Source organism: Candidatus Magnetominusculus dajiuhuensis, assembly GCF_046044395.1.
Taxonomy (GTDB): domain Bacteria; phylum Nitrospirota; class Thermodesulfovibrionia; order Thermodesulfovibrionales; family Magnetobacteriaceae; genus Magnetominusculus; species Magnetominusculus dajiuhuensis.
The window spans coordinates 1-12932 of the sequence record NZ_JBJUSG010000105.1 but is presented as its reverse complement, the minus strand read 5'-3'; the positions used below and the strand labels follow the sequence as shown (position 1 = coordinate 12932).

Sequence of the window (12932 nt, the reverse complement as noted above, 5' to 3'; positions counted from 1 at the left end):
TTCTCTGTAAACACGCATTCTCACTATCATTTTACCTTCACCGAGAATTGCTGCAGCGTTAGGGTCTACGTCATAAAAAAGAGGCAGGACAAGGCGCCCTTTTCCCACCCCATTTTTATGACGTAGACCCCTTGTGATTAAAGTAGTGGCAAAAGAGACGGAGATTACTGTAGAATATTGAGGTGATGGCAAAGGGATATCACAGGAAAATCTTAACAGGATATTTGATCTTTTTTTCACTTGTCCTGTATTGTCTGTCATTCAATATTTTCCTGAGCCATTCATCTCATGTCGCCCTTACCCTATGGAAAAACACACCAGTACATATCTGATTGACGGGACTGCCTATATATACCGGGCATACCACGCCATCGCCGAGCTGAAAAACTCCGCGGGGTTTCCCACAAACGCCATATACGGCTTTACCGCCATGATATACAAACTAATCAAAGACAAGGCCCCGCACACCCTTGCCGTAGTGCTTGACTCCCCTGAACCTACCCACAGGCATAAGCTCTTCACAGAGTATAAGGCCAACCGCTCTGCCCCACCTGATGGCTTAATTACGCAAATCGCCCCAATCAGGGATTTGCTCCTTGCGATGAACATAACGGTAATCGCCCTGCCCGGCTATGAGTCCGACGACATAATGGCGGTGCTGGCAAGGCGCTATGCCTCCGCCTCCAACACGGTATATATTGTTACCGGCGATAAGGACCTGCTTCAGTGCGTCAGCCCTGATATTAAAATTTATGACCCTGTGAAAAACGCCGTCCTTGATTACGATTATGTCCTTAACCGCCTGCGTGTCCCGCCAGTTAAAGTCCCGGAGCTTATGGCGCTAACGGGCGACCAGATTGACAACATACCCGGCGTCAGAGGCATAGGAGAGAAGACCGCCGCTGAGCTTCTCAAAGACTTCGACACGGTAGAGGAACTAATCACCCATCGTGATAAAATACAAAACGCCCGCCTCAGAAAGATGATAGAAGACAACATCCCGGCCATACGACTGAGCCGTGAGCTGTCGGCGGTAAGTGTGGACATCCCGCTTGACATACCGCTTTTTCAATTGACAGTCAAAGAGCCGCACTACGAGCAGCTCAAGGCGCTGTTTATTAAATACGAGTTTTCATCACTATTAAAATATATACCCGATGACGGCGATGACCAGCCATTTGACACGGCGGTAATCAAAACGGTTGAAGATTATACCGCAGCCTTTGGGGTGGTGCCCGGTGAGGTTGCTATTAAGGCCGCTGAAATCAGTGGCAATCTATCTCTAAGCGCCATAAGCGGGGTGGCATCAGACGCCAGCATGGCCTACCACATAGAGCCGCCGCGCCTTGCCGCCGATATGTTGGCCGCGGAGGCAGTCGTGAAGGTCGGGCATAACCTCAAGGCAGACATCCACCTGCTTAACAGGCGCTCATTGAGCGTCAGCGGCCCGCTTTATGACACGATGGTGGTAGCAAACCTGATAAATCCAAACCGGCAGGACTACACCCTGAAGGCGCTTGCCCTTGAGTATCTTTCGTATAAGATGAAAGATGATGCTAAGAATAACGACCTGTATACCAAGCCCGACTCTTCGGCGGAGGAGGCCGTTGTCGCACTCAGACTAAAGCGAGTGTTAACAAAAAAAATAGAGGGTACACCGCTTATGGCGTTATATGACACAGTGGAGTCGCCGCTTATTTATATATTGGCGGAGATGGAACAACACGGCATAATGATAGACACTGCCCGGCTCAAGGGGCTGTCAGATGAGCTTGGCACACAGCTTTCGGCACTTGAAAGGCGCATCTATTTCCTTGCCGGTGAGGAGTTTAATATCAACTCTCCAAAGCAGCTTTCTGAGATACTGTTTGATAAACTCAGGTTAGCCTCTGGCAAGAAGACCAAGACCGGGCTTTCGACAGATGTGGGGGTGCTTGAGGGCATGGCGGCTCAGCATCCACTGCCCGCGGAGATTTTACAGTACCGTACGCTTGCGAAACTAAAAAACACATACGCCGATGCCCTACCCTCTTATGTGAACCCCGCAACCGGCCGCCTTCATACGACATTCAATCAGGCCGGCACATCAACAGGAAGGCTGTCAAGCAGCAACCCGAATCTCCAGAACATCCCTATACGCGGTGCGCTTGGCGAGGCATTGCGGCGGGCATTTATCGCGCGTGAGGGACATTACCTTGTATCTGCCGATTACTCACAGATAGAGCTGCGCGTGCTGGCGCATTTGAGTGGGGACGAGGGGTTTATTGAGGCGTTTAAACATGGGGAGGATATTCACACAGAGACCGCAAGGGAGGTATTAAGCGGGGCAGACGGTGTTGTCACGGCAGATATGAGGCGTGCCGCTAAGGTGATAAACTTCGGGATAATATACGGCATGTCCGCCTTTGGCCTTTCGGGGCAGTTGAAGACTCCACAGGCACAAACCAAACAATACATAGAGAGATTCTTTGAGCGGCACGAAGGCGTAAGGAGATATATTGAGGCGACGATAAAAGAAACAGCGAACCGTGGGTATGCCGAAACCATAATGGGGCGAAGGCGCCCGATAGACGGCCTGAAAAGTGCTAATAAGAACATCAGGCAGCAGGCTGAGCGTCTGGCCATAAATACCCCGATACAGGGTGCGGCGGCAGATATAATAAAACTCTCAATGCTCAAAGTCCGTAAGGCGCTAAACGGCTTTAAGACAAAGATGATCCTGCAGATTCACGACGAGCTGCTGTTTGAGGTGCCGGAGGCAGAGCTTGAGGCGGTCAAAGCACTGGTAAGAGATGAGATGGAGTCAGCCGCCGCGCTTGATGTAGCGTTAAAGGTTGACGTAGGGGCGGGCAGAAATTGGGCTGACGCCCATTGAGTTTACGCGTGACAGTCAATGTGCGTATGATTAAGAAATTATGGGGCAATACCCATAACCCGTTGGTGTTATAATGCCTTAAAAACCCCTATTGTGGTACAATATCTCCATGAGGCAGTCTTTATTTGCAGAAAGGATTTATGAATTGTAAACATCTTAGAAAAATGGGGGAATATGCATAATAAATATGACATTACACTGAAGGATATATTGAAAGATATACCTAAGGTATTCCTAAGACTCATAACCGGATATGAGACTGGCAGGTTTGTTGATGTCCAGTTTCCAGATATTCAGTTAAGAGAGCCAGACCTGGTGTTTGAAGTAGAGGACGGAAAATTACTCCATTTCGAGATTCAATCACGAAATGAGAACGTTATGATGGCGCGGATGTATCTGTATTCTGGATTTATCTATAATCAGAATAAGAAATTACCTGTACAGATAGTGCTTTATGTTGGAAATGAACCTATGAACATGCAAAACCATATGGAAGGTGAAGGGGTCAATTACTCATATAAATTGATTGATATAAGGGAAATAGATTGCAGCCAGCTTCTTGAAAGCGATTGCCCTGAGGATATAGTGTTGGCGATATTGTGCAAGACCGGGGACGTAGATGCCACGATAAGAAAAATCCTTGATAAACTGTCCATATTGCCGCCAAAAGAGCGGGAGAGTTATATCAGAAAATTGCTCTATCTTTCTGATTTACGCAAATTATATCCTAAAGTCAAAATGGAGGTGTCGAAAATGCCTATAACGATTGATGTAGAAGATAGCGATATTTTTAAAGAGGGTGAAATGAAAGGTAGAATGGAAGGTAAAATGGAAGGTAAAGAAGAGGGGTTGATAGAGGGTGAACGAAGAGGTTTACTTGAAGGAATAGAATTAGGGCTCGAACTAAAATATGGCACAGCCGGACTTGAACTTATGAATATGGTTAGGGCCATAGATTCTTTAGATAAATTGGAGGAGTTCAAGAATCTTATCAGGAAGGCCGGGTCAGTGGATGAGTTGAAGGGGTTTTGGGGGAATATCATATAAAACGCCGACACAGAGAGGGCATGACAGAATGGCGCTGCCCTTGTTGCATGGACAGATGGAACCATGTATGCCTATTATGATGGTCAATGTTACGCTTTAGGGGTACACTGTAAATAAGTGAAGGGCATAACCGTTTAAGTAATTGGCAATGGCGGCTTAGTGGCCGCCATTGCCTTTATTATCCACAGGGGAGATAACAGACATGAAAATATTCTGCATAGAGACAATAATTATATGCTATAATTGCTGACATGAAGGTTTTAGGGATTTCAGCGTATTATCACGACTCGGCGGCAGCGCTATTAGTTGACGGCGAGATAGTTGCCGCGGCGCACGAGGAACGCTTTACCCGCAAAAAGCACGATGCGTCCTTCCCCCGAAACGCCGTTGAGTTCTGCCTTGACTACGGCGGCCTTACGCTTTCCAGGCTCGACTGCATAATCTTCTACGACAAGCCCATATTGAAGTTTGAGCGTCTGCTTGAGACATACTATGCCTGCGCGCCCAAGGGTTTTAAATCGTTTCTCTCGGCAATTCCGGTGTGGATAAAAGAGAAACTCTTTCTGAGGAAATTAATCCATGACGAGTTGGCCCAAATAGCCCAAATAGATGGATATGATAAGGATAAAATAAAACTCCTGTTTTCAGAGCATCACCTGTCGCACGCGGCAAGCGCGTTCTTCCCGTCACCCTTTGACGAGGCCGCTATCCTTACCATTGATGGTGTGGGCGAGTGGGCAACCGCCTCCATCAGCCACGGTAAGGGCGGCAATATCACGATGCTTAAAGAGATGAAATTCCCCCATTCACTCGGGCTCCTGTATTCGGCGTTTACATACTATCTCGGCTTTAAGGTAAACTCCGGCGAATACAAACTCATGGGCCTTGCCCCATATGGAAGACACGGCTCGCAAGAAGTGAAAAAATACATGGACATCATCTACGGCAATATTATTGAACTCAAAGACGATGGCTCAGTCTGGCTTAATCAGGATTTGTTTCGTTACGCGTCGGCCCTTACAATGGTTGATGACCAAAAGTGGGCGGGCCTGTTTGGCTTCCCGCGAAGGCTGCCCGAAGGAGAGATTCAGCAGTGCCACTGTGATGTCGCGCTGGCCATTCAGCAGATAACAGAAGACTCCGTAATTAAGATGGGAAAGACGGCACGGCAGCTCACAGGCTCAAAGAACCTCGCGATGGCCGGTGGGGTCGCCTTAAACTGTGTGGCAAACACAAGGCTTGCCCTCGCTGGCGTGTTCGAAAACATTTGGGTGCAACCAGCGGCAGGAGACGCCGGTGGTGCCCTCGGCGCCGCATACGCCGCCCATTACATGTACGGCGAGGCCCAAAGGACTCAAATCGGTGCAGTGAATATCGCCCATGACGCCATGCAGGGGACATACCTCGGCCCTGAATTCAGCGCCCTTGACATTGGCAAGACCGCGCGGAGGTATAATGCCCCATATACCTATTACGACGACTTCGACACCGTGGTCGCAAAGACGGCAGAGATGCTTTCCCTTGGCAAGGTAATCGGTTGGTTTCAGGGGAAGATGGAGTGGGGGCCGCGCTCCCTTGGCAACAGAAGCATCATCGGCGACGCCCGCGACACAGATATGCAAAAGAGGCTCAATCTGAAAATCAAGTTCAGGGAGAGTTTCAGGCCGTTTGCCCCGTCCGTATTGTTTGAGGACATCTCTGAGTACTTTACGACAAAAACCCCATCCCCCTACATGCTCTTCGTAGCCGATGTGGTAAGTACGAGGACTAATCCAAGGCCGGATAACTATAACCAACTGTCTATAAAAGAGAAACTCTATCACGTACGTTCAGATTTGCCGGCCATCACGCACCTTGATTACTCCGCAAGGATTCAATCTGTACATAAGGAGACCAATCCGCGGTATCATCAGCTTATCAGCAAGTTCAAAGAGATAACGGGCTATGGCGTAATCGTAAATACGAGTTTTAACGTGCGCGGCGAGCCGATTGTCTGCACCCCTGAGGACGCCTACAGGTGTTTTATGAGAACCGAGATGGACTACCTTGTGATGGGCAATTTTATTTTTGACAAAAAAGACCAAAGTCTATGGCAGGAGGAAAGGGATTGGAAAGAGGAATTCGGGCTTGATTGATAATTTAGAAAATTAGAGAAAGATTTGACATAATGTATTATTATTTGCGGGAGGTTGTCATTTAATGGGTATTTTGAAGGAGTTATGGGATTTTCTGAGGGTCAGAAAGAAGTGGTGGCTGCTGCCGATGATCTTAGTGTTGCTTCTGATGGGACTGTTAATCGTGTTTGCGGGCGGCTCAGCGATAGCACCGTTTATCTACACCCTTTTTTAGGCCGATGACAGCGAAGGTAGATACTCAGAAGACTATAAACGTACTTGTGCTGGCGGCAATTGTGGGATTCATTCTGTTCGGCAGGGGATGGCTTCTATGGATGGCATTTGTGCTTATGGCGCTGAATGTGTTGGCGGAGCCTGTGGTCAGGCCTGTGGCCGCGGCGTGGATGAGGTTTGCTGAGGCCGTAGGCCAGGTAAACTCCAAAGTTCTGCTTGCCATAGCCTTTTATCTTGTGCTGACGCCGCTGAGTGTCCTGTATCGTATGTTTAACAAGGAGCTTGTCCGGCACTTTAACGCAAGAGGCCGCGAAACGGTCTTCGATGACGTAAAGGAACCATACTCAAAAAAGACATTCGAGAGGCAGTGGTAACAGATGAGCCAATTGCAAAATGCTGTAGCTCTCTATACCTACAACATTCTGGATTCCCGTTTTCACGGGAATGACAGACAGAGAATGATGGCATCCCGTTATCATTCCCACCTCCCCGTGTCTGTCATTCCTGCGAAAGCAGGAATCCAGTCTTTAAGGACAAGCATAAATGGGACATACTTATTCATTTTGCAATTGGCACAGGTGTTAGTTATATACTAATCACTGTCATTTCTCTTAAATTAGTCTGTTTACTTAGTTTATTTATCGGGAACGCTTTCATCTTTACTATTGTATGGAATTTATAAACTGTAATATTTGCACGGCTGACGATACCCGGCCAGTAGTGAGCCAAAACGGCTATGATATTGTCCAGTGCAAACACTGTGGGCTTGTCTATGTGAACCCTCGCCCGGAGGCCGATGTCCTGTCAAGGCTCTACGACGGTTATCATCAAAGAAACGGCAAGGACATTCACTCGTGGTCTGTCCTTATGAAATTGATATATAAGGAGTGTGCCGATACTCTTACTCAGGTGTTTCCACGCGGCGCGGATGTACTGGACATCGGCTGTGGCTATGGCCATTTTGTCTCAGTGATGAGTGGCTTAGGGTTTCGGGCCTCAGGCATAGACCCGTCGGCCAACGAGGTGAGCGCCGCCCTGCAAAACGGGCTTGACGTGCGCTTGTCAACTGTGGAGGACATCTCATTCGGGGAGAATTCCTTCGACGCCGTAACCATGTTTTACGTCCTTGAACACCTTCGGGACCCGCTTTATGCCCTTAAACGCGCGTTTCACATACTAAGGCCAAACGGGCTTCTTATCCTGCGGGTGCCGCACACAACACCGATTGTCAGGGCATTGTCGGCGTTTAATATTAAAAATAATCTCTATGACGCGCCGTTTCATCTTTATGACTTCTCACCGGAGACGCTGAGGCGCATATTGGCCCTCGCTGGTTTTCAATCAATCCTCATAACGCCGGGGACGGCGACACTCCCCCATGTGTTTGTTGAAATGGCCGTCTCGCGGGCGGCGTCTGCGGCAGCGCGGCTGATTTATAGGACAAGTGGCCGGTTGCTTGGCGGTGTGAGCAAGAGCGCCGTTGCGGTCAAACCGTTCTCTGGCCCAGAGACCCGTTGATGACCTTTACAACACGGGTTCTCAGGCACACGGCCTTATTGATTTACAAATACCGCGTCCTCATAATAGCCGTCTCAGTCCTCAGCGCCGTGTTTTCTATCTACATCATCTCCAGGATAACACTTAAGACCGATCTAATGGACGTATTCCCTGCAAATAACCCGTCAATGCGCCTTTTTGCTGATACGCTGAATGATTTCGGCACGATGAAGGCCCTCACTATCGTCTTTGAGGCCGAGCAGGGCGGTGACATAGAAAACCACTTCGCAACAATAGAAAAAATAGGCACCGCCCTCAGTGCCTCCCCCCTGATTGAGGATGTTGACTATAATATTTTTAAAAATAAGTGGGATTTTATGGTCAAACACTTCCCCCTCTATCTGAATAAACAGGGGGTTGAGCAGCTCAAGGGCCGCCTCACCCCGGAAGGGATAGCGGCACAGGTGGAAAAAAACTATAAAATCCTTCAGGAGCCTCTGTCCTCCATCCCCGAGGTGAAGATGATAGAGGAAGACCCCCTTGCGCTGCGGTCAATTCTCAAGTCGGCAATCTTAAAAAACGGTGCGGACAAGATGGACGTCTCAAGCGGGTTTTACGCATCTAAAGACCACTGCCTTGCCCTTATGTTTGTCAGCCCGCGCGGCTCAAGCCGTGATGTCGGGTTTGTGAAGGCACTAAGGCGCGAAGTCGAAACAATTGTGTCGAAGAACTCCGGCGGCAAAGAGGGCGGGCTGAAAGTTGGTTTTGCCGGCGCATACGCCATCGCGTGGGAGACACGCCAGTCCATGGACCGCGATATCGTCACAAGCACGGTGTCATCGGCGGTGCTTGTGTTTCTTATATTTCGATTTATATATGGGGCGCGGCTTCTGGCCATAGCCGTTAATTTTATCAGCCTTGCCATTGCCCTGCTTTGGACATTTGCCGCCGCATATTTTCTTTACGGCTCACTAAATATTATAACCAGCGTGGTAACGGCGATGCTCATTGGGGTTGGGATAGACTATACGGTGCATTTTTACGACAGGTACTCAAGCGAATACGCCGCAACGGGCGACCCATGTGGTGCGCTCGTTACAACCGTCTCAAACACCGGCAAGAGTATCATCACGGGTTCGCTTACTACCGCGGCGGCATTTTTCAGCGTTATAGTGACCAGCTTCAGCGGGCTTCACGAGATGGGCGTGGTAACGGGTATCGGCATTGTGGGCACCCTGGTGACGACGATTATCGTGTTGGGGGCGCTGCTGGCGGTCTCGGTTCGTTTTATGGATTTAACGCACAAGCGCGGCAGGCAATCCGTATTCATGGTAGAGAGGCTGCCGGATTTTTTAATGAGAAACTCTAAACTTTTCCTTTTTGCCCTCATAGCATTGAATGTCGTGGCTGTTTTTGGCATACCGCGCGTACGTTTTGTCTCTGACCTTGCCGAGATAGGCCTCAGAGACTCCGCCGCTATGAGGCTTCAGCAGGTACTGGGCGAAAAAATCGGCAGGGACAAGATGCCCCTTTTTATCGTCTATAAGGGAAAGGACTCCATTGACGCGGCCTTTGACACCATGGAACAAACCCTTAATAACTGGAAAAAAGACGGCCTTATCGGCGGCTATAACTCATTAGGCGACCTGATGCCTCCCCCTTCAAGCCAGAAAGAGGCCATCGCGGCCATCGCGGCGATTCAAACAGAGGGGATAGAGAAATCGCTCACCGGCGCCCTTGACAAGTATGGTTTTGTCGTGTCAGAAAAAAACATAGCATACATTAGAGGCGTTGAAAGGGCGCTGCGTTTGGGGGAGACGATTCAAATAACCGACCTGATTAAAAGCGGCAACAGGAAGGCCGATTATTTCTACAAATCCGGCGCACTGGCGGCGTATATTTATCCCGCAGGGGCAGATTGGAGCGAGGCCGCGCTCAACAGGATAAGACAATCCACGGTGGCTATCGGACAAGGGTGGTTTGCCACAGGATGGCCGCTGCTTTCGGGCGAGCTAAAGGGTATCATCATCAGGGAGTCTCTTATGGCCGTGTTTATCTCATCGCTGATTATCCTTGTATTAGTATATTTTCACTTCAAAAGTCCTAAGAAGATTATCCTCTGCACGATGCCGCTTGTCTTGTCTCTTGTGATAACGCTGGGGATAATGGGATATGCGGGGATAGGATTTAATTACGTAAACATGGCCGCAATCGCCATCCTGCTTGGGATAGGGATAGACTATGGCGTGTATATGATACAGGCAACCAATGAGATGGACACACCTGCGGGGCCGCGAGGGCTGGCCAGAAATGTTTACAGAAACATTATAGTATGTGCAATGACCACGATGGCCGGCTTTGGCAGCCTGATAACGGTGAGTTTTAAAGGGGTCTCATCGCTGGCGTGGATAATAAACATCGGAGTGGCGGCGAATATGATAATGGCGGCAGGGTTGTTTTTGACGATAAAACGGCATATGCCGCCCGTGGCTCCTGTGGCTGAGGGAAAAGATGGCAGTGGACTATGACGCCATAGTAATTGGAAGCGGTATGGGGGGACTTGCCGCCGCGGCGGTGACATCTGCAGCCGGGCTTAGAACACTCGTTGTCGAGAAAAACCCCGTGGCCGGAGGCTATCTGTCCTCGTTTAAGCGGGGGGGGTATCTCTTTGACTCCACCATAGACTGTATCGCAGGGGCAGGGCAGGGAGGGCTTATTTATAAACTTCTTGAATTAACCGGCGTCAGAGATAATATAGAATTTCTCCAAATTAAGCCAATAAGGCTGAGTATCTTTCCAGATTTAGAGGTAACGGTTGACAGCAGTGCCGCAGACTATGAAGACAGGCTGAAGCGGCTATTCCCGCATGAGACTGTGGGCATAGAGGCCCTCTTTAAAACGATGGAAAGGACATTCAGGGCCTTGATGCTTGTGATGGAGCTGTCCGCCTTGACCGGAGGAGGGTTTGCCTCCGGCGCTGCTTCTGGTATGCTGAGGCTTCAGGACATAAGCTATGGGGATTTCCTCAAAGATTACGTCCATGATGGCCGCTTAATAGCGGTACTTTCAGACAGGTGTCCATTCATAGGGCTTCCACCGTCAAGGGTCTCAGCCCTTACGATGATAACGCTGATAATGAGCTATTTTCAATTCGGCGCATACAGGCCGGGAGGCGGCACTCAGCGCCTCGCCAATGTCCTTGTTGATGGTGTGAAAAATAAGGGCGGTACGGTCATAACGAGCGCGGCGGCAAAGGGGATTGTCCTTGATGGGGCAAAGGCTGCGGGTGTGCTGCTTGAAAACGGCGCAGGGTATCGCTCTAAGTACGTCATATCGGGCTGTGATTATTATGAGACATTCCACGGCCTCATAGGGGCAGGGTACGGCGCACCTGCCGAATCAGCAATTCAGTCAGTCGGGGTCTCGACATCATTTTTCATTGTATATGCCGGAGTGGCGGGGTTAGTCAGCCCTAAGGCATCGAGCATCGGGTTTTTCCCATCATACGACATAGAGAAGACCTTTGCCGGGGCGTTTGCCCCTGGCACAGACAGTATTACAGGGATAACTATCGCAACGGTTGAAGACCCCGGACGCGCCCCCAACGGCGGCCACACTGTGGTGGTGCATGAGATGGCTGACGGCGAAGGGTTTACTATTGAGCGGCCGCTCGGCGCTGAGACTGTCCTGAAAAAGGCTGGGCGGATATTATCCGGAGGAATAGAAAATCCCCAAATCGTGGAGACGGCCATGCCGACGACATTGACGCGCTATACGGGAAACCATGCGGGGGCTGCCTTTGGCTGGCGGCAAACGCCCGGCTACAGGGGAAGGCTTCCCGGCCATGGCATAGACAATCTCTACATAGCCGGACACTGGGACGACATGGGCGGTGGCGTCCTTGCGGCGGCATACTCCGGCGTACGGGCGGCAAACAGGATATTGCACAAGGAAGGACTCTCCGTTGATATATAAAAAAATATGTGCCGCAATACCGGCCTTTAACGCGGCGGCGACAGTCGGGGCAGTGGTGAGGGGTTCACTAAGGCACCTGAGTAGGGTATATGTCGTTGATGACGGCTCAACCGACGATACGGCGGAGGAGGCGCGCGCCGCGGGGGCAGAGGTAATACACCACGCGGTGAACATGGGAAAGGGACAGGCACTTAGGGCGATATTTGAGCGCGCGGCCAGAGACGGCTTTGAGGCGGTGGTAACATTAGACGCCGACTTGCAGCATGACCCCAGCGAAATTCCCCTGTTTTTGTCCGCGCACACGGTACACCCTGATGATATTATCGTGGGGTCGCGTATGAGAGAAAAGGACAAAATCCCGCGGGACAGGTATAATTCGATGCACGTGGCGCGGTTTTACATATCGCTCGCGGCGAATCAATTCATAGAGGATACGCAGTGTGGCTTTCGCCTCTATCCTATGAGCGTGGTCAGGGCAATGGAGCTGACGGGGCAGAGATATGTAACCGAGACAGAGGCGCTGATAAAGGCGGGCGACTCTGGCGCAACCGTAAGATTCGTAGATGTAAGGGCGATATACGGTGAAAACGGCAGCCACTTTCGTCCGGTCATGGACATCATGGCCATAACGGCGTATGTTATATCGTATCTGACAATCAAGTGGCTCAAAGAGGGCGTCTCATCAAACGAACCAAATACGTACAGAGCCGGCTATGCCATTGACAGACTTCACAGTTGCACTCCGCTATCGTTTATCTATCAGTTGATAACGGTGCTGACGGCGCTACCGATAACGGTATTTTTTCTGATAGAGTTCATGTTAGGTAAGGGCAATTTTGCCGCGATAAGGAGGCTTGGAGTATCCTTTAAGGTAATCACCGCAGCAACACAGGTGTTGCCTGGGGTTTTAATCGTCGGGGCGGTAGATAAGTTTTTGCGTGTCTTAGGTTCTGACAAGAGATATATAGATGATTTTTTAGATAAATGGTATCCGAATATTTGGGGCGGGAAGGGATGAGATGTTGACTTATAGACTGCCTTATAATTAGGCTATTTTCAGGAGGTTTCGCATGTCAATCACGGTAAAGATTCGTAAGCGTCAAGAAAACCCCATCTTTACAGTGGGGGTAGCAGATGTCATCATGAACCTCCTTGTTTCGGCTCATTATGACATCTGCTACCCCCACTGT

The 12932-nt window shown here is 49.8% G+C and carries 10 protein-coding genes; 9 read left to right on the top strand and 1 reads right to left on the bottom strand.

Features of this window, described 5'->3' with window-relative positions:
• Positions 1–261, bottom strand: a 261-nt coding sequence (locus AB7D94_RS13155; RefSeq protein ID WP_420266349.1) for a hypothetical protein, incomplete at its 3' end; no start/stop codon positions are given.
• A 43-nt stretch (positions 262–304) separates the two neighbouring features.
• Between AB7D94_RS13155 and polA the strand changes: the two genes are divergently transcribed.
• The 9 genes from polA (at position 305) to AB7D94_RS13110 (ending at position 12760) form a co-directional block, all read left to right on the top strand.
• Positions 305–2875 (top strand): DNA polymerase I, encoded by a 2571-nt coding sequence (gene polA / locus AB7D94_RS13150; protein WP_420266347.1) that lies wholly within the window; start codon positions 305–307, stop codon positions 2873–2875.
• Positions 2876–3049: 174 nt separating this feature from the next.
• Entirely contained in the window at positions 3050–3922 is an 873-nt protein-coding gene (locus AB7D94_RS13145) for an RpnC/YadD family protein (protein ID WP_420266346.1), read from the top strand.
• Between the two features lie 251 nt (positions 3923–4173).
• Positions 4174–6057, top strand: coding sequence for a carbamoyltransferase family protein (locus tag AB7D94_RS13140; RefSeq protein ID WP_420266345.1), 1884 nt, complete (start codon positions 4174–4176; stop codon positions 6055–6057).
• 64 nt (positions 6058–6121) lie between these two features.
• Entirely contained in the window at positions 6122–6271 is a 150-nt protein-coding gene (locus tag AB7D94_RS13135) for a DUF5989 family protein (protein ID WP_420266344.1), read from the top strand.
• 4 nt (positions 6272–6275) lie between these two features.
• On the top strand, positions 6276–6644 hold the full coding sequence (locus tag AB7D94_RS13130; RefSeq protein WP_420266342.1) for an SxtJ family membrane protein: 369 nt from the start codon (positions 6276–6278) through the stop codon (positions 6642–6644).
• Between the two features lie 295 nt (positions 6645–6939).
• Positions 6940–7788: a class I SAM-dependent methyltransferase gene (locus tag AB7D94_RS13125; RefSeq protein WP_420266341.1), complete on the top strand. Its 849-nt coding sequence runs from the start codon at positions 6940–6942 to the stop codon at positions 7786–7788.
• Positions 7788–10295, top strand: coding sequence for an efflux RND transporter permease subunit (locus AB7D94_RS13120; protein WP_420266340.1), 2508 nt, complete (start codon positions 7788–7790; stop codon positions 10293–10295). Before AB7D94_RS13125 ends, AB7D94_RS13120 begins: the two co-directional genes overlap by 1 nt.
• Positions 10279–11742 carry a phytoene desaturase family protein gene (locus tag AB7D94_RS13115; RefSeq protein ID WP_420266339.1) on the top strand — a complete coding sequence of 488 codons (1464 nt, stop codon included), beginning with the start codon at positions 10279–10281 and terminating at the stop codon, positions 11740–11742. Before AB7D94_RS13120 ends, AB7D94_RS13115 begins: the two co-directional genes overlap by 17 nt.
• Entirely contained in the window at positions 11732–12760 is a 1029-nt protein-coding gene (locus AB7D94_RS13110; RefSeq protein ID WP_420266338.1) for a glycosyltransferase family 2 protein, read from the top strand. The genes AB7D94_RS13115 and AB7D94_RS13110 overlap by 11 nt, the downstream gene beginning before the upstream one ends.
• The last annotated feature ends 172 nt before the right edge of the window (positions 12761–12932 follow it).

Bases quoted from the DNA above. Each gene is read 5' to 3' on its own strand.
- AB7D94_RS13125 (WP_420266341.1), top strand. From the start codon at position 6,940: ATGGAATTTATAAACTGTAATATTTGCACGGCTGACGATACCCGGCCA.
- polA (WP_420266347.1), top strand. From the start codon at position 305: ATGGAAAAACACACCAGTACATATCTGATTGACGGGACTGCCTATATA.
- AB7D94_RS13130 (WP_420266342.1), top strand. From the start codon at position 6,276: ATGACAGCGAAGGTAGATACTCAGAAGACTATAAACGTACTTGTGCTG.
- AB7D94_RS13145 (WP_420266346.1), top strand. From the start codon at position 3,050: ATGCATAATAAATATGACATTACACTGAAGGATATATTGAAAGATATA.
- AB7D94_RS13135 (WP_420266344.1), top strand. From the start codon at position 6,122: ATGGGTATTTTGAAGGAGTTATGGGATTTTCTGAGGGTCAGAAAGAAG.
- AB7D94_RS13140 (WP_420266345.1), top strand. From the start codon at position 4,174: ATGAAGGTTTTAGGGATTTCAGCGTATTATCACGACTCGGCGGCAGCG.
- AB7D94_RS13120 (WP_420266340.1), top strand. From the start codon at position 7,788: ATGACCTTTACAACACGGGTTCTCAGGCACACGGCCTTATTGATTTAC.
- AB7D94_RS13115 (WP_420266339.1), top strand. From the start codon at position 10,279: ATGGCAGTGGACTATGACGCCATAGTAATTGGAAGCGGTATGGGGGGA.